The organism is Veillonella parvula, from assembly GCF_032550495.1.
Lineage (GTDB): Bacteria > Bacillota > Negativicutes > Veillonellales > Veillonellaceae > Veillonella > Veillonella parvula_G.
The window spans coordinates 296,339-316,781 of the sequence record NZ_JAWFZJ010000003.1 but is presented as its reverse complement, the minus strand read 5'-3'; the positions used below and the strand labels follow the sequence as shown (position 1 = coordinate 316,781).

Genomic DNA, 20,443 nt, shown 5'->3' with positions numbered 1-20,443 from the left:
TTCTTATTACTGTTTCTTATTAACGAATTGTTTTTACACCGATTAAGTCTGTACGACTTGGATCAATATCATTTAATGGTACTACATGATCTTTATAAAACTCTGCTTCAGATGCTTTCACAGGCACTTGGAAGAACAAGAAATATGACATGTTATCTTTGCTCCACGTAATACTGCGAACTAAGCTCTTATCTACATTACCTGTATACTGCACATCACCGGTTGGCGTAGAGTCAATCCACTGTACGTCATGGTATTCCGTTGGAACATATTCTTTAGGCCATACAGTATCCTTAGAGTAACTCATGCGGAAGGCCATAACATGATTTACCCAACGGCCGCTGCGTTCTTGATATTCTTGACCTTCCTTCCAATATACAGTTTCTAATACATCATTATCATAAAAATGTGTAGCATAGTATGTATAGCCAAGAGGCAAGTAACTTGGTACAGATACGTTATAGGACAGCTTACGAGATGCATCAATTACACCGCTAGGTAAGCCGATAGATTTACTCGTAAGTATAGGCCACTCAGAATTCGTATGTGTACGCAATGGCAGCCCAATAGATTCAAAATAAGGTCTATCTTGTTCTCCATTTTGTTTAAAACTTTGCGCATTATTGCCTTTAACATTTTGCTTATCATTTCGGTCACCACGTAATCTAGTATCATCAGAAGCCACATTACTTAACGACCCTACTGAATCTACAATTTTGCTTACATAGTTTTGGTTTCTTGAGGAAGCAAAGTAGAGCATATAAACTTTGTTATCTTTTTCCCAATAAGCAATTTGAACAGAATCGTTGCTAGAGCCTAACGTATGTACAGAGATTCCATTAGGGGTAGTAAAGCTAACGACATCATCAGCATTGTATTTTGTCTTTTCCAATATAGGCTTTACTACGGTATCGATAGCCCACCCCATACGATACACAATATCTGTATTAGAGAAGGTTAATTTCTGACCATATTCTCCATTATGGCCCGTTTCCGTATACACGATTTCTAATACGTCATGATCTCTTGACTTTACATCGCGTACTGCATAGTCTTCAGGCATATAAGATGGAATCTGTAAATCATATCCAAAATAATTTGTACTGGCGTCAACATTAAGCAGTACTATATCACCATTATCAATTTGATCATACCACCGATAGCGATTCACTAGCTCTTTATTCTTTTCCACTGTGTCAGTGGTAACAGTATTTCCATTTTCATCCACTAAAGGGGATAACGCACTAGCTGATTGTACTCCAAAGCTACTTAACACAGCAGCTAGTATTCCCATTGCTAATAATGATTTTGTTGTTTTCAATCTCATAATTTCTGCTCTCTCTAAATTTAGATATTTATAAGTATATATTACCGAAGTAATCATTTATCTATTACATTTTTTAACTCAGATCACTGACTTTCAAGAGTATTACGTACCATTAATAAATCACACCAGTCTATGCTTTCATAGGCACTACATGTTCCTCTTTTATTTCTTCAATTGTTTTAGGTGTTGTCGGATAGTTACCAACTAGTTCATAACGAGAGCTATCAATACTCTTCAACGGTACTACATGCTCTTTATAGAATTCCGCATCAGCCTCTTTCACCCGTTCTAAGAAGAATAGAGAATAAGCCATCCCATCCTTCGTCCACGAAATGCTGCGAACCATATGTGTTTCAGGATCACCTGTAAAATAAACCTCACTAGAATCACCTGATTTAGACCATTCAATATCGCCGTACTCAGATGGAACATATGGTATATCTCTTACGGTATCTAAGGAATATCCCATTCTATAGGCCATAATACTATCTATATATTTTTTCCCATCCCGATAGATAGTCACACCTTTTTTGTAATATACAACCTCTAATACATCATTTCGATCTTGACGTGCTGTATAAAGCTGATAACCATAAGGTATATAACTAGGTGCCTTAACCTCATACGGCAGTTGCTGTGCAGCTTCTACTATTCCTTTCCAATTACGAGCCCCTTCTTGCGTTTTCATAGGCCACTCTAATAAAGTCTTTCTTGGTAATGCTTTGATTGCTGAATCAGGATGAACTCTAGGCATATCAAATGTAACGGCAGCGGAAACACCAACATTATCGGTAGATATTGAATCATTAACAACATCAGCTGAAACATATCCTGCACACAATAATCCTACAGCCATAGCAGACAAAACGGACTTAAATAGAAGCTTCTTCATGATCTCTCCTTTTATAAAAAATTGATATATACTTTACACATATAATGATATATTTTCTTATTTATATCAAAAACATGCTGCCGATTCTGTTGCCCTAGCTACTTCATAAAACTTTTATCTTTCCTATTGTGAAAGTATAGTTATGAGCTATTAGCTGCTTTAATTCTAACTAGTTATACATAATAAAACATCCTACTAAACGCTATATTACAATAGAGTTCAATAGGATGTTTTGTTATTATTTAGTTAATGGAGGCATAATAATATCTTGTTCAAGCTGTCTTCGTCTCTTTGCGGTATAGTCTACAACTTTAATTTGAACGACGCCCACAGAGTTTACCATGGCATCAGTAAAGGGAAATTCTCGACCAGTCTGATGCTTCATTAATACTTGTAAACCATGATCCTTTTCATCAACACGCTCTAAGTAGGTAGCCTCTCCTCGGCCCATCACACTAGAATAAACTGAGCTATATTTACAAGGAATATCTCCACCTGATACGAGGGCCTCATCATTACCGTCAATTTCGATAAATACATGGGGGTTCACTTTAATCAAATTAAACTTCTTCCCCTCATGATAGCCATGTACATAGATGTAGAGTATATCATCTACAATTTCATAACCGAAATGTAAAGGTACCACGTAAGGATAATCACCATCCATCATACCTAAGTGAATGATGCGAGTGCTACTTAAAATGCCCTTAATTTCATCTATATTTGTAACCATACGATCTTGACGTCTCATAATAGCCTCCACAAGAATCGGAAAATTAATACACCTTACTCTTCATGTAATCTGCCAAGAAGATGTTTAAATTGAGCCTCATCACTATTCAGCTTTCCGAAAAAGATTTCATCAATCTCTTCAACTAATGGGACTGCCTTTTGTAATATTGCACCGCCCTCTTCATTTAAAAGAACAGCTTTCGCACGTGTATCTCTAGAGTGCTCTTTTCGCTCTACAAAACCACGTTTTTCCAATAAGCTCAATATTTGAGATACCGTCATAACATCTATCCCTGAAAGTTTTGAAATCATAACTTGTGTAACTTCGTTATCATGTTGTGATAGATAAGAAAGAGACGCTAAAACAACAAATTGAGGATGTGTTAAGTTCAACTCTTTTAACGCTTGTTTTATAGTAAAATGCCATTTATTGTACACCCTCATGAACAATAATCCTGTTGATTTTTCTGAATTGTCTTTATATTTTGATGTAAACAAACAGCAATCACCTTATCTTTCTAAACAATTTTTTAGAATAAATATAGATTGAGGAACATCCGAAAAAACTTGACTTAAAAATTCCAAATGTTGCTTATCTTCACTTTCTAAACTTACAGTATGTTTTACATTTACACTTCCGTCATGATTATCAATTATTTGATGTCCGAAAAGAATAGCACCAAATGGAGTTTCAGTCTTATCCCAAAACTCTTCAAAAGGTTTTACAAGAGTAAGTTGATATTCCATAGGTGGTATACCTTCAAGCTCCATTGTACCACATGAACCGGTCTCAAATTTACCGTTTAATGTAATATTTTTTAGATCCTCTTCCCAGTCATACCATTTTTCGATATTCGCATAGTACGCCCACACAGCTTCTTTTGTTGCTTTTATTTTCAAACTAAAACTAAATTCCATTTTATATCCTCCTTTTATTATAAGTGTACTTATTATAAATTATTTTATATTATTCGTCAATAAACTTCATAAAAAAAGAATATTCTTTGCTTTTATCAATATAAGGATATACTCTATCAGAAAATCATATCATCTTTTGTCTACTGTAAAAATACATTTGACTTTTTAGAATAGATACTGTATTATAAAAAAATAGTTTTAAAGATTCTATAGATTGTTAAAGCTGTGGTAATCCATAGCCTTTATGTTTATAGATAGTTTGTAGAAAAGAGGTCTTTATTATGTCTGATACTCATCAGTTAAAACGGGGTCTTAAGAACAGGCATGTACAGTTGCTCGCTATCGGCGGTGCTATTGGTACAGGTTTATTCTTAGGCTCCGGCCGCGCCATTCACTTGGCTGGTCCATCCATTATATTCGCCTACCTAATAACAGGTGTTATTTGCTTCTTTATTATGAGAGCACTAGGCGAATTACTGTTATCTAACCTAAACCACCACTCTTTTATCGACTTTGTAGAAGATTACTTAGGGGATCGAGCAGCATTTATCACGGGATGGACATACTGGTTTTGCTGGCTTTCACTAGCCATGGCAGACTTAACGGCCGTAGGCCTCTACATGCAGTACTGGATACCGTGGCTACCCCAATGGATACCCGCCTTACTCGTTTTAATCGTCTTGTTGTTAATGAACTTGACAGCTGTAAAACATTTCGGCGAAATGGAATTCTGGTTTGCCTTGATTAAGGTAATCGCTATTATCTCTCTTATCATCATCGGTATCATCATGATTGTTACAGGTTTTACTACAGATGCTGGCGTCGCCGCCTTTAGTAATATGTGGAATTACGGAGGATGGTTTCCGAATGGAACGATGGGCTTTATCCTATCATTCCAAATGGTTGTATTTGCTTTCACAGGCATAGAACTCGTAGGTTTAACGGCTGGCGAAACAGAAGATCCTGAAAAGGTTATTCCAATGGCCATAAACAATATTCCATTGCGTATTATTTTATTCTATGTAGGCTCTTTAGCCATCATCATGAGTATTTACCCTTGGACTGCCGTTAACCCTGCTGCAAGTCCATTTGTGGCTGTATTTACCGCCGTTGGTATTACAGCCGCTGCAGGTATCGTAAACTTCGTTGTTCTTACCTCTGCAGCATCTGCTACAAACTCCGGTATCTTCAGTACTGGTCGTATGATTTACGCCTTGGCAAAACGCGGTCACGCCCCGAGTTCGATGCGCCGCTTGACTCACAGCAGTGTGCCATACCAAGCAACGATTTTCTCGGCAGCCGTATTATTGATTACGGTTGTACTCAACTACGTAATGCCTGAAGCAGTATTCGTTATGATTACATCAATCTCTACGTTCTGCTTTATCTTTATTTGGGCCATGATGGTTATTTGCCATCTCAAATATCGCAAAAAAAATCCTGATGTAGTGGCACAGTCTAAATTTAAAATGCCTCTATACCCAGTAATGAATTACGTTATCCTCGCGTTCTTCGTTTTCGTTTTAGCCATTCTAGCCTTAAACGAAGATACGCGAATTGCCCTCTTGTTCACACCAATTTGGTTTATTATTCTTTGGGCCTTCTACTCCATGCTTAACACAGACGATGAAGATGCCCTTGGGGAAGAACTCATCGAAATGGCTGGTGTAAAAGAAATTTACAAAAAACCTAAGAAAGACGATTCCGATGATTACGTAATCTAACAAAAAAGCTCGTGCATAGCACGAGCTTTTCTTTTACTTCATAGTAGGGAAATTCTGTTGTTCATATTGTTCTAGATATGCTGGTAAATTACTTGTATCTTCATTGTAATTAAAAATAGTCTTGATGCGATAGCCTTCTTGAGTGATCATGATATCAATAGAGGATGGTACTTCTTGACCATTCTGTTGCAAGTGATTAACTAATTCTTGCAAGGCCTCTATTTGACGTAAAGAACCAGCCATATATTTACCCTTGGATAGGCCTGTATTTCTAATGACTTGACCATTGTATACTTGACCTCTATTATCTTTGTAATAAAAGCGTACAGCATCCTTATCTCCCGTAGGAACTGCTTTAATATAAATGATCTTCCAATTCTTTTTAATCATCACTTTTGTAGCTTCTGCTAAAGTATTAGACAAACGTCGTGTTTCTTTATTTGTTGATTTAGAAACACCATTAACCTGTTGAATCTCATCATTCATAGGCATATCAATAGATGCCACTACTGGATCTTGTTCTACCTTTTTTGCATCTGCAGGCTGAACCGCGAACACACCAACAACCGCCATTACAGCTAATGCGGTAAGAGCAATTTTTTTCATTCCATCTCTCCTTAGAGAATTTATCAAAACAAATTACAATTTATAAAATTAGTTACTAAAATCCGTATCCACAATAGCGAATTGTGTATAGTCAGGGTAACGTTTTTGCATTTCTGCCTTAATTTTTTCCAATGTGCCATGCGGATCTTCTTCGTCAAAGTCAAAGATAATATCGTAGTAAATAACCTTCTTTTCTTCTTGTACGTAGAAGGCATGTACTTGTACTACATGTGTATATAAACTAATAACTTGATCAAGAGCTTTTCTAATTTCAAGTACTTCTACACTTGGTTGGTTTTCAGCATATACACCAACGGTCATATTGATGCCAAACTTTTTATAAAGATGAACCGCAATGCCCTTTGTTAGGGGATGAACTTCTGCCATTGTCATCGTATCTGGTACAGAAATATGAACAGAACCAATTGTTTCTCCCGGACCATAGCTATTTAATACCAAGTCATATACACCACCCACATTCGGATGCTGTGCGATAGTTTCTTTAATATTACGGATTAAATTATCATCTGCTCGAATACCAAGCAAATGGTTGTACATCTCACGTAAAATATCATACGCCGCTTTTAAAATTAAAACAGAAATAACAGCGCCCACATAACCTTGAATATCAAAGTTAAAGAAAAATACTAAGCCTGCAGATACCAATGTGGCAAAGGTAATTACCGCATCAAAAAGGGCATCTATACCAGATGCTACGAGCGCATCGGATTTATATTTTTCACCTTGTGCCTTGATATAACGGCCCATCACGATTTTCACCACGATGGCAACAGCGATGATAACAAGGCCTGGAATATCAAAGGTAGATACCCCAGGGTGAATAATTTTTTCCACAGATTCCTTAAGGGATCCAATGCCAGCACCGAGAATGATGAAAGCTATAGCCATGGTAGTCATATATTCTATACGACCGTGGCCAAATGGATGCTCCTTATCAGCCCCTTTGGCGGCTAATTTTGTACCCACAATAGTTAATACAGAGGACAATACGTCTGTTAAGTTATTTACCGCATCAAGGATAATGGCGATGGAATTAGACGCAAGGCCCACAATCATTTTAAAAATAACGAGAACGACATTACCTATAATGCCTTTTATACTGGCAAGCGTAATCCCCCGATTACGTGCTGCACTATTATCTTGTAAAATCATACTACACCTCTTACATTCTGATTTATAGTTTTTAAATTGAACTATATCGATTTACTTATATTCCTATTATAGCTTATCGATTATCATTTGTCATTATTTTTCTTAAAAAATATTTTTAAACTTATTGATTTTGCTGAGTTATCAATAATTCTCATTTCTCAATTAGATTGTTTTAGGTATTGTGACTTCACAATATATAATACAGACCTATTATCAAACCAGTACTTAGGCTCGCGTAATGATTTAAGGAAATCAGATTATGCCGTAACCGTAATACGCTCGCCTGTGCGCATATGTGTAAATACTACCTTTTGAGCCCGTAATTGGAATGGCTGTCCCGTAGGTTGTGCACCGTATAAGATATCTCCTACAAGAGGGTGCCCTATATGGCTGAAAGCTACTCGAATTTGATGTGTTTTCCCTGTGTACAAACGAACTAAAACCTCTGTATATTCACATTTATTGGACTTATACACAGTTTTGTCCACATTTTGACTACTTTTATCAACATCTCCTAAGTTTATATCCACATTTTTTGCTGTTATATCCACAGAATTTTTAGACTTATTCACAGAGTTATCCACAGTCTCTGAAGAATGTCTACATAGGACGGAAAAATCTGTACGAGTCTCTTTTCCCTTAGGATTCACTTCGTAATGAATCCCATCAGCACTGCGTTCCATAGGGAATACTAAAGAATCCTCATCGGCTTCTACAATGCCTTCCACAGTCGCCATATACCACTTTTCAAAGGTATTATCATCCATTTGCTGTTGATAAATACTTTGTGCTAAACCACTTTTTGCAATGACAATGCAACCTGTCGTATCTCTATCGAGACGATTCAAGAAACGTACCTTTCGCTTAATACCATGTTCTTTAAAATAATGCGCCACACCATTGGCAAGAGATACTTGATCTTTAGAGTTTACCGTCAAACCGCATGGCTTATCCACAATAAGGAGATCAGTATCTTCATACAGAATGCGTAAGTCCATTTCGATAGGGTCATGATCTATTTTTTCCTTCGCCATAGCAATCCAAATCTCGTCGCCTTCGGAGATTGTATCCTTTGGTGTAGCCTTATGTCCATTAATGTGGATTAATTTCTCTTCAAAGAGTTTAACTAAGGACTTTCTAGGATATCTAGTATCTAACACTTCACCAAGTGAAATATCACATATTTCTCCAATATGCTCGGAATCACGACTTGATATGTCTTGATTGCTACTCGATATATCTCGATTTTTACTTGATATATCTTGACCATTACCTATTAGCTTTTGTCTTGCATTTTTCTTGCTAAGTACAGCTTCTATATCTACAGCTGTCACGGTCCACAGAATATCATCAGGGCGATATGTTTTTCGCGCCATTAGTATCTCCTTTCTACGAGTTCAGGATCTCGTGGCATATAGTTGAGTAGCGAACTTGGTTGAACTGCCCTACCTCGTATATTCGTCTGTTCAAAGGTAATGGTCAATTCTTGTTTAGGTCGAGTTATGGCCACATAGAATAAACGCTTTTCCTCGTCTTCACGACCTTCTGCAATGGCAAAGGGACTGGGGAAAGTTCCTTCATTTAGCCCAGCCAAGAATACATGGTCAAACTCGCTACCCTTCGCTTGGTGAATGGTAATGATAGGAATGCGGTCTTCGTTTCGCACCTGTTGTGCGGGCTCGCCCGCCGTAAGAGCTGCGAGCTGCAAGATTTGATTTAACCGCGCTAATCCTGCTGGCCCTTCATAAGCCGCATCTAATTTTTCCATGATGCGATACAAATCGCGTATATGCTCTACCTTTGCCGCTTCCCCATGAAATTTATAGTATTCTAGAACCCCCATTTGGTTCATGATATACGCCAATAATTTCGTTGGCATCTCCGTATAGGCTTTTCTACGCAAGGTCGCCATTTGAGAGGCGATATCCGTGAAAGCTGCTTTATATTTATTTATAGCTACCATGCGCCCCGTTGTAGTTGGTATGATTTTTTCTTTCACCACATAAATTAAAAGCTGTGCAGTGGCCAAGATATCATCCATTGCATTATGTGTTGGCTCATGGTGTATAGGGAACTTAGATGCTAGGAAGCCCAATTTATGATTTGGCAAATTAGGATAGAAACGACGGTAGATATCGAGTGTATCGTAAATAGCCTTGAACTCAGGATTGCCTAAGTTATGACGCGCCAATTCATTTGTAAAGATGGTCACATCATAGTTTACATTGTGACCTACAATAATAGTATCCTTAGAAAACTCCTTAAATGCTTTGAGTACTGTAGTAGGATCTTCGCCGTGTTCTTGTAAATATGCATCGGAGAAGCCGTGTACCTCTTCGGATTGACCAACAGGTACACCTGGATTGATAAAGCGTTCAAAGGCCTCTAAGACCTGTCCACTTTCATCGATGCGAATGGCTGCAATTTGAATGATGCGGTCTTGAGACGTATCTGTGCCGGTGCTCTCCACGTCATAAACAACTACTTCGTGCTGCTCTAAGCCACTGACAAGCTTTGCATAAGGCTCTGCCTCAAAGATAGGCATATCCATGAAGTCCGTCAATTTTAAACCTACTTGGCGCGTCTCTAGGCTTTCAATCGCAGCGATACGAGCATCACCAATACCAGCAACATATCGCTTGATAATGCGCTTCGCACTGACAGAGTCGTTTGGATTCATGAGCAGTTTGAAGTAGGCCATAATGTCCTTTATTTCTTGACGTCTAAAGAATTTAAACTCGTCGATAATCATGAAGTGACGGCGCTCCTCTTCAGGTCGTTCGCCGTTAAGACGTTCAAAAGAATCACTTAGCTGCTGTGCCTTTTTATTATCCCTCACGAGAACGCCGATATTAGCATCCTTCGGTAATGCGCAGATAGCTTCGTAGATATAGCGGCCCTCAAGGTAGCTATTTTTACAACCTTTAATGAGAACAGGCTTACCCTTGCTTTCACTATTGGCACGAGGCAATTCAGTATAGATAGACCCAACCAGGTCAGGGAACATATTTTGTAAGGTTTTGAAAGCCATCGTAAAGAGCGTCCAGTTGGAGCGATAGTTTTCGTAGAAGATAATTTTTAAAGGCTTGAAATCCGCATCAAATTGCTTGAGCAAGCGGAACGGATCGGAGCCACGCCATTCGTAAATTGTTTGGAAATAGTCACCACACAAAAGTACGTGATTACCTTCCCACAGCATTTCTAGAACTTTGTACTCTAGTACGCCTGTATCTTGCATTTCATCTACAGAGATATAGCTGTAACGACTGCGCCAGCGCTCACGAACTACAGGATCTTGAAATAGGCGATGAACACCGCAGATGAGATCTGTAAAATCTAGGCCGTGCACGGAAGCTAAGCTTTCATCATACGCAGCAATCCATTCGTGACCATGGTTCAAGAAATCATGGAGTTCACTGTAGAGGACATTGCCAAAGCTCGAAAAGAGCTGTTCAATGGCTTCACGCTGTTCCTTCTGTAAGCGTTCAATTGTCCGCTTGTAGTCACCTACGAGATCATCAGAATAAAAGCCATATAAAGAACGATATTCTTTCACCATGGAGATAACATTAGCAAAGGACATTTCTCGCAATTTACCAGGACGGTACGGTTCAGATAGTTCCTTGCAGTCTTCTTCGTCAAAGATGGTCACATCCGTGTACAAGGTTTCGTTGCGCTTGCCCTCTTGTTGGAGAATGAAAAAGCAAAAGCTGTGGAATGTACTAACCTCCACAGCCTTTGCAGGACTGCCCACGAGCGATTGAATGCGGTCTTTCATCTCGTTTGCGGCCTTGTTCGTAAAGGTCATGCACAAGATATTCTCCGCCTTCGCATAGCCACCCTCGATGAGATGAGCCACCCGATAAGCAAGTGTATTCGTTTTTCCCGTCCCAGCGGACGCTAACAAGAGGATATTCTGTTCCACTTCATCAATAACGCGTTGTTGTTCACGATTGATAAGCATAAAAACCTCCTGTTATTTAATGCCGTAATATATAGCAGCTAAGACCATAGGAATAGGACCTAAAATTGCTGTTAATGCCCAAATACCAACTCCAATATCCATTGGAATATTAAGTATATGAACGCATACCCAGTAGGTTAACCCACCAATCACAACATTCATAGCCACCCGTTTAATGGTGAAAAATGCTACTTTGAAAGCAATGTAGGCTACAGCAATGGAAATAACCGCCGATATAATCGGTGATGCTAATAAAGCTCCCATACTATTATCCTTTCATTTCTTGACGGTTCACTACGGCACCGCCTAGCGTTAATTCATCGGCATATTCGATATCGCCGCCCACAGGAACACCGCGGGCAATGCGCGTTACCTTGATGCCACTTGGACTTAATAAGCGCGCCAAATACAGAGCTGTAGCTTCCCCTTCGACATCTGGGTCTGTCGCGAGGATAACCTCTTGTACAACACCATCACGAAGGCGTGCAATCAACTCTTTTACGCGAATATCGTCAGCACCAATGCCCTCCATAGGGGACAAAGCACCTTCCAATACATGATACAAGCCCTTATAATCACCACTGCGCTCGATAGCAATCACATCACGAGATGTTTCAACAACCATAATCGTCGTTTGGTCGCGATTTGGATTGCTACAAAATTCACAAGGATCTTGAGCTGATAAGTTAAAGCAAATAGAACAGTGACGCGTAGCCCCCTTCGCTTCTACGATGGTTTCCACGAGGCGGTCTACCTCTTCCTTCGGCATTTCTACCAAATGATAAGCCAAGCGTCTAGCCGACTTGGAGCCGATGCCAGGCAAGCGGCGCAGCTGTTCTACGAGCCGTTCTAAAGCGTTTGTCATTTAGAATAAACCTGTTGGCAAGTTTAGACCACCAGTCACTTTGCCCATTTCTTGAGCCAAGAGGTCGTCTACTTTTTTGCTAGCTTCGTTTACCGCAGCCATTACTAGATCCTCTAACATTTCTACATCTTCAGGATCAACAGCTGTAGGATTCAATTTTAAAGATTCGATGATTTTTTCACCGTTCATCACAACGGTTACTGCACCGCCACCTACGGAAGCTTCTACAGTACGAGTTTTTAACTCTTCTTGCATTTTCTTCATGTCTTCTTGCATCTTTTGAACTTTTTTCATCATGCCAGCCATGTTGCCCATACCTTTACCAAACATTGTATTTCCTCCTTTTAAGACATCGTCCTATACTAACATTCTAAGTCCACATCATTAACAATATATGACATAGATTTATAACATATGTGTCACCTAATAGCCCCAAGGCCAAAGGTTATTATATAACAATTACTTTTTTATCTATTCTTCGATAACCTCGACTATGATGTCATGGTCTTCAGATAATTTTTCTAACGTTTCCGCCAAGAGAGGATTGTTTCGTTCCTCTTCTGTCATATGCTCTGGATCCCAAGCGTATTCTCGAGCCACCGTAACACTATCGATAGCCTCTACTTCAATAGGTGCTGCTGAAAGCATATCATTGTCATCACCTTGATGCGGGGTTACCTCACGAGATTCACCCCCATCAGACTTTGGGACAGCTTCAACCTCAATATGCGCACCGCTATCCATAGGGCGCTCTAACACTTCGCCATCCTCGCTGATAACAGTCACACTATCTAATGGATGTGGCGGCATATCATCTAAGGATGATACATAAGAATCCTCCATATCATCTACAGGCACATCATCAAAGGAATGAACTGGAATATCATCCCCTTCTATAGAACCTGCTAGAGACTCAATAGGAATTTCACCATCTGGCACCTGTGTCGCAGGACTACCATCAAAGGATGTAATTGGCACATCACCACCGGATGCTGGCTCTGTTTCTACGCCAGCTCCTAATGCAGTTTCTGATGCAGCTATTGTAGTTGTATTCGCACTATCACTAACTACCGTATTTGCAACGGCACCGCCGGTTTTCTTAGCTAAGAATGCCATCGCCGCAGCCTTAGCCGCGTCCACGGCTGCAGAATCAGGCTTACTCTCTTGAGGATCATTGGTTAAATCCATTTGTGTCGGTTGCCCACCAGAGGTCGTCTTTACGTCAACCATCGGTTCTTGTGGTCGTTGGGGTGCTTTTACTTGGCGTTGTGTGGTGCTACCAGCAGCCTTTTTATAGTCTTTATAAACTTGCGTGAGGGCATCCACGATTTCTACGTGTACTGCATAGCCCAGTGTATAGGTGAAAGCATCAACCGCTTCCGCCAAGTTCACTTCATTGGTCATTACATTGAGATGTAATGTATTTTTAAAGGCCATGACCGCCTTGCTTTGGTCTACATACACTAGCTGACCTTGACCGATAACGGTAGAGGTCATATTGCGATTACTATCCTTCAAGTATTTAATGACATTGGATTGTACATTACGATACTCTTGAGCAGATAAGATTTGTTCACTAATGATGGCCTGTGTACTAATTCCTTTTTTAGCACGACCCTTAGCTTGGTTTCTTGTGGTTTTTCGGGAAACTGGGTCCCCATTATTCGGTGGTGGCGCCATGCCAACGCCGCCCAATGGTGGCGGAGCCATGCCCACTCCATTCATCGGAGGAGGTGTACTACCTGGTGCTCCCATCGGTGGTGGAGTCATCCCCACATTCGCAGGCGGTGGTGTCATGCCTACGCTGCTTGGAGGTGGCACAGTGCCAACAGCAGTATCTTGAATACTACTCATGGAAGTATTCTGTACAGCAGCATTATCTACAGGAACAAAGCTGTTCGCATAGCCGCTAGGTGGACCAAATGCATTAGCACCATAAGCTGGTGTAGGAGCCGCTGGGCCTCGTTGTTCCAATTGAGCCATGCGGTTCAATAAATCATTTCGTTCAGATCGCTCAGCACTTTCTAGAGCATATATACGGTCTTCTAAGCTTTCATCAACAGAGCCTAATTTAGCACAAAGCACGAGTAGACCCATTTCGATGATAGTTCTTGGATTGTCCACTTGTTTCGAATCATTCATGATGGATTGAGCACTGCGCACATATTGGTTAAGTTCATTGAAATCAACGCTATTGGCCTGAGCTAGGAACTCATCCTTAAAGGCATCGTATACCTTGAGCTCATCCGCATCAGGAGCCACCTTACCAACGAGCAAGGCACGCACATGTTGAATGAGGGCTTCCATAATTTGCGTCGCATCGCGACCTTCTGCCAAGGCATCGTGAACGTAGGATAATACTTTAGGACCATCTCCGTTACGCAAAGCATCTAGGAAGTGAATAATCCATTCCTTACTTACGAGACCGATTAATTCTTCCACCACTTGCGGTGTAATAGAGCCCGTTGCCATACCTGCACATTGGTCTAAAATACTCAAGGCATCACGCAAGCCACCATCTGCATGAACAGCAATGAGCTGCGCTGCCGCAGAATCAAGGCTAAAGCCTTCTTTTTCTGCTACGTAAGATAAGCGTTGTGCGATATCATCAGATGTAATGCGTCTAAAAGTGTACCGCTGACAACGAGACACGATAGTAACAGGCAATTTTTCAATTTCTGTAGTGGCAAAGATAAACATCACATGAGCAGGAGGTTCTTCGATTGTTTTTAAAAGCGCGTTCCACGCCTCTGTAGTGAGCATGTGGGCTTCGTCTATAATGAACACCTTTTTACGCCCCTCAACAGGCATAAATTTGACGCTTTCACGAAGAGCACGAACCTCATCGATACCGCGATTGGATGCGGCGTCGATTTCAAGAACGTCCATGGACTGTCCACTCAAAATCGATTTACAAGCACTACATTCGTTACAAGGGTGATCCGTTGGACCATGCTCGCAGTTGATAGCGCGCGCAAAAATCTTCGCCATGCTCGTCTTACCAGTCCCCCGCGGACCGGCAAATAAATAGGCGTGAGCTACCTTATCCTCACGGATAGCGCGCATCAATGTATCAGACACCTGATGCTGACCGACCACATCGGTAAATGTCTGCGGTCGATACTTACGATATAGCGCAATATATGCCATTGGAACACCCCCTTTTTCCGAAACTTACAATACTTTATTATACCATATTCAAGAAAATTAGGCATAAAAAAAGCGGCCCCACAGGCCGCCTTGCAATATTCGATCACGACAGCCCCCGGGGTCCCCGTGGCACATGAAGGTTACCGCTTAGTGCTGCTACCTCTCAGTCCTGACACGATTCACAGGCCCCCATTGCACAGGCCCGAGAACTGCCATGATCCAATATTGCAATATAAATATTATACATGAAAAAGCCTCTATAGTCAAAGCTATAGAGGCTTTTCACTGTATTCTTATATAACAAAAATTAACTAAGGAGAAATATATTATGCATATTTTTCTTTAAATGCAGCCAGTTGTGCTTCTTCTAAGGACAAGCCTTGTTCTTTGAATCGTTCAATAGTAGCTTGCATTTCCTCGTATGCTACAGGTACAACCTTTGTAAATCTGTTTACAAAGTTATTCCAGTTTTCTAAAATGTGACGGCCTTTAGCGGAGTTAGTATGCAATACATGTTGTTCTACCAGTTCTTTAATGCGTTTAAGGTCATCATTATTGGCAGCACGTAGTTCTACGAGGCCTGGATTTACATAGCGTTCATCGCAATCGAGGATGTACGCATAGCCACCGGACATACCTGCTCCGAAGTTACGGCCGATTTTACCGAGTACGAGCACTTCGCCACCAGTCATGTATTCACAGCCATGGTCGCCGACGCCTTCCACAACGGCAGTGATGCCACTGTTACGAACGGCAAAACGTTCACCAGCTACACCGTTAATGTAGGATGTACCAGAGGTTGCACCATAGAAGGCAACATTACCGATAAGAATGTTTTCGTCAGCCTCAAAGATAGATGCTTTAGGCGGATATACAGTGATTGTACCACCGGATAAACCTTTACCAAGGTAATCATTCGCATCCCCTTCGAGTTCCAATGTCATACCTTTAGGAATGAAAGCACCGAAGGATTGGCCTGCAGAGCCTTCGAAATTCAACTTGATTGTATTGTCTGGCAAGCCGCTTTCACCATAACGACGAGTCACCTCAGAACCAACCAAGGTACCTACAACACGGTTGATATTAGTGATAGCCAATTTAGCGCGAATAGGTTTTTGGTCCTCAATAGCAGGACGGCACATACGCAAGAGCTTGGACATATCCAAGGTGCGTTCCAACTCGTGATCTTGGTCAACCATGTGCATATGACCTACAGAGGCATCAATGTATGGACGGAACAATATGCGTTTAAGGTCAACGCGGGACAATTTGAAGTTATCGTCTTGCGATTTTTGACGAACAAGATCGATACGCCCAACGAGTTCTGCTACGGAGCGAATACCTAGGCGAGCCATGATTTCACGCAATTCACGAGCGATAAAAAGCATCAAGTTTTCAACATATTCAGGCTTACCTGTGAAACGAGCACGCAATTTTTCGTCTTGTGTAGCTACACCATAAGGACATGTATTAAGATTACATACACGAGCCATTTTACAGCCTACCGCTACGAGAGGCAATGTGCCAAAGCCGAATAGCTCAGCACCGAGCATAGCTGCTACAGCCACATCGAAACCAGTCATCAACTTGGAGTCTACTTCTAATTGAACACGGTCACGCAATCTGTTGAGCATCAAGGTTTGATGAGTTTCAGACAGACCAAGTTCCCAAGGCACACCAGCGTGTTTAACAGACGTGCGCCCTGCCGCACCTGTACCACCATCGTATCCGGAAATCAAGATATTATCCGCTTTCGCTTTCGCCACACCCGCAGCAATCGTGCCAACACCTGCTTCAGATGTCAATTTAACGGAAATACGCGCATCTTTGTTAACACATTTCAAGTCATAAATCAACTCTGCCAAGTCTTCGATGGAGTAAATATCGTGATGCGGTGGTGGAGATACGAGCTCAACGCCTGGAGTGGAGTGACGAGCCTTGGCAATTTCAGGATATACCTTTTTGCCTGGTAATTGGCCGCCTTCACCTGGTTTGGCACCTTGAGCACATTTAATTTGCAATTCTTTTGCATGAATGAGGTAGTTTGCAGTTACCCCAAACCGCCCAGATGCAATTTGTTTTACTTCGGAGTTCATGCTATCGCCGTTTGGCAATGGTTTAAAACGATCTACATCTTCGCCGCCTTCACCAGAGTTAGATGTAGAACCTAAACGATTCATTGCGATGGCGATAGCTTCATGCGCCTCTTTACTTATGGCACCGTAGCTCATAGCACCAGCTTTAAAGCGTTTTACAATGGATTCTTCAGGTTCAACCTCTTCGATAGGAATACCGCCACCTACAGGATAGTTCAATTCCATCAAGGAACGCAATGTAACGTGGTAATCGTTGCGAATCGCTTTGGAGTATTCTTTATATTTTGCGTAGTCGCCGTTGATAAGAGATTCTTGTAAAAGCTCGATTGTCTTAGGATTGAATAGATGCTCTTCCCCATCTTTTACAGGACCATACCAACCGCCTGGTTCCAGTACTGTTTCATCGGATTTGAAAGCACGTTCAAAACGAGCTAATGCTTCATGTGCTACACCACCAAGACCAATACCGCCAATACGTGTTGGTGTATTTACGAAGAACTTATTAATGAAGTTAGTATTCAAGCCCAACGCTTCAAAGATTTGTGCACCGTGGTAGGAACGAACTGTGGAAATACCCATTTTGGACATAACTTTCATAATACCACCTACAGCGGCCTTGATGTAGTTCTTTTCTGCTTGTTCTGGTGTAATATCGCCAAGGCGTTTCCGAGCTTGCAAATCGCGAACTGTTTCAAGCGCCAAATATGGGTTGATGGCCGTTACGCCATAGCCAATTAATGTACAGAAGTGATGAACCTCACGTGGTTCACCAGACTCAAGGATGAGGCCGATTTCTGTACGCAATACTTTGTCGATCAAATGATTATGAACAGCTGCTACAGCTAATAATGCTGGAATTGGTGCATGATTTTCATCGACACCGCGGTCGGATAAAATCAACACATTTTGATCTGTACGAGCTGCTTCTTCTGCCTTTTCGCATAAATCATTTAGCGCATCTCGCAAGCCTTCAGCACCCTTAGTAGGATCGAAGAGAATTGGCAAGGTTACGGATTTCATGCGACGGCAATCAAGAGCTTTAATGGATGCCAATTCTTGGTTTGTAAGAATTGGGGTACGCATGGACAATGCATAGGTACCAGCTTTGTTAGGTTCTGTTAAATTACCAGAGTTACCAAGCATAACCCGTGTAGATGTAACCATTTCCTCACGAATAGAATCAATTGGAGGATTCGTTACTTGCGCAAACATTTGCTTGAAGTAGCTATATAGCAATTGTGGTTTATCTGACAAGATAGCTAAAGGCGCGTCGGCCCCCATGGCACCAACAGGATCTTTCCCATCTTTTGCCATAGGCACGATCATACGCACAAGGTCTTCTTGGGTATAACCAAAAGCTTGTTGTTCTTTGAATAAATCATCTACTGTTGGAATTGTACTTTCATCGGCTTGCGTAATTTCAGACAAATGAATAACGTGTTCCTTTACCCATTCATTGTATGGCAATTCAGTAGCGACGCGATGTTTGATTTCTTCATCGGAGATGATACGTTGCTCCTCTGTATCAATGAGTAGCATTTTACCTGGTTCCAAACGGCCTTTAGCGCGGATGTTTTCAGCATTTTCGTTTACAACGCCAACTTCGGAAGCCATGATAACGCGATCATCTGTTGTCACATAGTAACGAGCAGGACGCAAACCGTTGCGGTCAAGGACACCGCCGATAACTGTACCATCGGTAAAGCCCATAGCCGCAGGACCATCCCAAGGTTCCATCATAAAGCTATTGAACTCATAAAAATCATGTTTTTCTTGACTCATGAGATTATTGCGTTCCCAAGGCTCAGGAATCATCATCATAATCGCATGAGGCAAGGAGCGGCCTGTCATGTGCAAGAATTCCAATGTGTTATCAAACATAGCAGAGTCAGAACCGCTATCATCAACAACAGGGAATACTTTTTTGATATCTGGGAATAATGGGGATTCCGCTTTACCTTCACGAGCATTGATCCAGTTTACATTACCGCGAATAGTATTGATTTCACCGTTGTGAACTAAGAAACGGTTAGGATGTGCCCGCGCCCAACTTGGGAATGTATTCGTACTGAAACGGGAGTGAACCATTGCCAACGCAGAGGTAAAGTCAAGGTCGCTCAAATCAAGGTAGAAGTCGCGCAATTGACCAGGTGTTAACATACCTTTATATACGATTGTTTTAGAGGACAAAGATGCGATATAGAAATCGCTAGACAATTCTTTGCTCAATGGGATGATGCGTTTTTCCGCCAATTTACGGATGATATATAATTTGCGTTCAAATTCCTTATTATTCGTTACATTGGGGCCTTTGCCGATGAGAATTTGAATCATCCAAGGACGAATCGCCGCAGCCTCTTTACCAACCTTTGTACCATCTACCGGTACTTCACGCCAACCGAGAACAACTTGCCCCTCTTCGCGCACGACCTCTTCGAGAATTCGTTTTTGCTCGTTACGGAGACTTTCATATTTATGGGCAAAGACCATACCTACGCCATATTCGCCAGCTGCAGGTAGGTTAATACCAAGCACTTCGCACTCGCGCTTAAAGAACTCATGCGGAATTTGTACTAAAATACCGGCACCATCTCCAGTATCCTTGTCGGCACCGGCACCGCCACGATGTTCCAATCGCTCTAAAATGCGTAAACCATCGTCGATAATATCATGAGATTTTTTTCCCTTAATATTAACAACGAAGCCCATGCCACACGCATCCTTTTCAAATTGGCTGCTGTACATACCATTGGCTTCAAGTCTAGCTTGATCTAGACGTTGTTGCTCTATTGTGCTTTGCTTCATATCCATAACGTGCACTCCTTCATATCACTTGATCATTCCAAGCACTGCGGCATCGTTCCGTTCGGTCTTGGTAAAAGTATAACTAACAAACTATTTCTCTATAAAATTATCAATTTAACATTCTATAGAATTTTATGTCTATACACAGTATACTCCTGTCCACTGTGAATTGAAAATATAAAAAAAACATA

Annotated in this window: 15 protein-coding genes and 1 other RNA gene; 1 reads left to right on the top strand and 15 read right to left on the bottom strand. The window is 41.1% G+C overall.

What is annotated here, in order from left to right; genetic code table 11:
• Positions 1–19: 19 nt before the first annotated feature.
• The 5 genes from E6X37_RS07790 to E6X37_RS07770 all read right to left on the bottom strand — a co-directional run bounded on the left by E6X37_RS07790 (position 20) and on the right by E6X37_RS07770 (position 3,869).
• Complete coding sequence (locus E6X37_RS07790; protein WP_105087167.1) at positions 20–1,327, bottom strand: hypothetical protein; 1,308 nt, start codon at positions 1,325–1,327, stop codon at positions 20–22.
• Between the two features lie 130 nt (positions 1,328–1,457).
• Positions 1,458–2,219 carry a hypothetical protein gene (locus E6X37_RS07785; RefSeq protein ID WP_287531276.1) on the bottom strand — a complete coding sequence of 254 codons (762 nt, stop codon included), beginning with the start codon at positions 2,217–2,219 and terminating at the stop codon, positions 1,458–1,460.
• A 238-nt stretch (positions 2,220–2,457) separates the two neighbouring features.
• A complete protein-coding gene (locus E6X37_RS07780; RefSeq protein ID WP_004694934.1) occupies positions 2,458–2,970 on the bottom strand; it encodes a pyridoxamine 5'-phosphate oxidase family protein in 513 nt (170 codons plus the stop codon).
• A 35-nt stretch (positions 2,971–3,005) separates the two neighbouring features.
• Positions 3,006–3,395 carry a MarR family winged helix-turn-helix transcriptional regulator gene (locus E6X37_RS07775; RefSeq protein WP_229039606.1) on the bottom strand — a complete coding sequence of 130 codons (390 nt, stop codon included), beginning with the start codon at positions 3,393–3,395 and terminating at the stop codon, positions 3,006–3,008.
• A 66-nt stretch (positions 3,396–3,461) separates the two neighbouring features.
• Complete coding sequence (locus tag E6X37_RS07770; RefSeq protein ID WP_004694930.1) at positions 3,462–3,869, bottom strand: SRPBCC family protein; 408 nt, start codon at positions 3,867–3,869, stop codon at positions 3,462–3,464.
• A 281-nt stretch (positions 3,870–4,150) separates the two neighbouring features.
• Here E6X37_RS07770 and E6X37_RS07765 point away from each other — a divergent pair, with 281 nt between their 5' ends.
• Complete coding sequence (locus E6X37_RS07765; RefSeq protein WP_155085894.1) at positions 4,151–5,593, top strand: amino acid permease; 1,443 nt, start codon at positions 4,151–4,153, stop codon at positions 5,591–5,593.
• 33 nt (positions 5,594–5,626) lie between these two features.
• Here E6X37_RS07765 and E6X37_RS07760 read toward each other — a convergent pair whose 3' ends face one another.
• The 10 genes from E6X37_RS07760 to gltB all read right to left on the bottom strand — a co-directional run bounded on the left by E6X37_RS07760 (position 5,627) and on the right by gltB (position 20,258).
• A complete protein-coding gene (locus tag E6X37_RS07760) occupies positions 5,627–6,199 on the bottom strand; it encodes an immunity protein YezG family protein (protein WP_155085892.1) in 573 nt (190 codons plus the stop codon).
• Between the two features lie 48 nt (positions 6,200–6,247).
• Positions 6,248–7,372 (bottom strand): cation diffusion facilitator family transporter, encoded by a 1,125-nt coding sequence (locus E6X37_RS07755; protein WP_316689729.1) that lies wholly within the window; start codon positions 7,370–7,372, stop codon positions 6,248–6,250.
• Between the two features lie 257 nt (positions 7,373–7,629).
• Positions 7,630–8,748 (bottom strand): RluA family pseudouridine synthase, encoded by a 1,119-nt coding sequence (locus E6X37_RS07750; RefSeq protein ID WP_316689728.1) that lies wholly within the window; start codon positions 8,746–8,748, stop codon positions 7,630–7,632.
• Positions 8,748–11,336 (bottom strand): 3'-5' exonuclease, encoded by a 2,589-nt coding sequence (locus E6X37_RS07745; RefSeq protein ID WP_316689727.1) that lies wholly within the window; start codon positions 11,334–11,336, stop codon positions 8,748–8,750. Before E6X37_RS07745 ends, E6X37_RS07750 begins: the two co-directional genes overlap by 1 nt.
• A gap of 12 nt (positions 11,337–11,348) precedes the next feature.
• Entirely contained in the window at positions 11,349–11,600 is a 252-nt protein-coding gene (locus E6X37_RS07740) for a hypothetical protein (protein WP_004694917.1), read from the bottom strand.
• 4 nt (positions 11,601–11,604) lie between these two features.
• Entirely contained in the window at positions 11,605–12,201 is a 597-nt protein-coding gene (gene recR / locus E6X37_RS07735; RefSeq protein WP_004694915.1) for a recombination mediator RecR, read from the bottom strand.
• Positions 12,202–12,531: a YbaB/EbfC family nucleoid-associated protein gene (locus E6X37_RS07730; protein WP_004694913.1), complete on the bottom strand. Its 330-nt coding sequence runs from the start codon at positions 12,529–12,531 to the stop codon at positions 12,202–12,204.
• A 141-nt stretch (positions 12,532–12,672) separates the two neighbouring features.
• Positions 12,673–15,351, bottom strand: a complete 2,679-nt coding sequence (gene dnaX, locus E6X37_RS07725; protein WP_058948146.1) for a DNA polymerase III subunit gamma/tau — start codon at positions 15,349–15,351, stop codon at positions 12,673–12,675.
• Positions 15,352–15,460: 109 nt separating this feature from the next.
• An RNA gene (ffs, locus tag E6X37_RS07720) (signal recognition particle sRNA small type) lies at positions 15,461–15,560 on the bottom strand.
• A gap of 117 nt (positions 15,561–15,677) precedes the next feature.
• Positions 15,678–20,258, bottom strand: coding sequence for a glutamate synthase large subunit (gltB, locus tag E6X37_RS07715; RefSeq protein ID WP_316104923.1), 4,581 nt, complete (start codon positions 20,256–20,258; stop codon positions 15,678–15,680).
• Between the last annotated feature and the right edge of the window lie 185 nt (positions 20,259–20,443).

What these genes read in the sequence shown, in the direction of transcription:
- E6X37_RS07790 (WP_105087167.1), bottom strand. Translation starts at nt 1,327, where the DNA reads ATGAGATTGAAAACAACAAAATCATTATTAGCAATGGGAATACTAGCT.
- E6X37_RS07785 (WP_287531276.1), bottom strand. Translation starts at nt 2,219, where the DNA reads ATGAAGAAGCTTCTATTTAAGTCCGTTTTGTCTGCTATGGCTGTAGGA.
- E6X37_RS07780 (WP_004694934.1), bottom strand. Translation starts at nt 2,970, where the DNA reads ATGAGACGTCAAGATCGTATGGTTACAAATATAGATGAAATTAAGGGC.
- E6X37_RS07775 (WP_229039606.1), bottom strand. Translation starts at nt 3,395, where the DNA reads ATGAGGGTGTACAATAAATGGCATTTTACTATAAAACAAGCGTTAAAA.
- E6X37_RS07770 (WP_004694930.1), bottom strand. Translation starts at nt 3,869, where the DNA reads ATGGAATTTAGTTTTAGTTTGAAAATAAAAGCAACAAAAGAAGCTGTG.
- E6X37_RS07765 (WP_155085894.1), top strand. Translation starts at nt 4,151, where the DNA reads ATGTCTGATACTCATCAGTTAAAACGGGGTCTTAAGAACAGGCATGTA.
- E6X37_RS07760 (WP_155085892.1), bottom strand. Translation starts at nt 6,199, where the DNA reads ATGAAAAAAATTGCTCTTACCGCATTAGCTGTAATGGCGGTTGTTGGT.
- E6X37_RS07755 (WP_316689729.1), bottom strand. Translation starts at nt 7,372, where the DNA reads ATGATTTTACAAGATAATAGTGCAGCACGTAATCGGGGGATTACGCTT.
- E6X37_RS07750 (WP_316689728.1), bottom strand. Translation starts at nt 8,748, where the DNA reads ATGGCGCGAAAAACATATCGCCCTGATGATATTCTGTGGACCGTGACA.
- E6X37_RS07745 (WP_316689727.1), bottom strand. Translation starts at nt 11,336, where the DNA reads ATGCTTATCAATCGTGAACAACAACGCGTTATTGATGAAGTGGAACAG.
- E6X37_RS07740 (WP_004694917.1), bottom strand. Translation starts at nt 11,600, where the DNA reads ATGGGAGCTTTATTAGCATCACCGATTATATCGGCGGTTATTTCCATT.
- recR (WP_004694915.1), bottom strand. Translation starts at nt 12,201, where the DNA reads ATGACAAACGCTTTAGAACGGCTCGTAGAACAGCTGCGCCGCTTGCCT.
- E6X37_RS07730 (WP_004694913.1), bottom strand. Translation starts at nt 12,531, where the DNA reads ATGTTTGGTAAAGGTATGGGCAACATGGCTGGCATGATGAAAAAAGTT.
- dnaX (WP_058948146.1), bottom strand. Translation starts at nt 15,351, where the DNA reads ATGGCATATATTGCGCTATATCGTAAGTATCGACCGCAGACATTTACC.
- gltB (WP_316104923.1), bottom strand. Translation starts at nt 20,258, where the DNA reads ATGGATATGAAGCAAAGCACAATAGAGCAACAACGTCTAGATCAAGCT.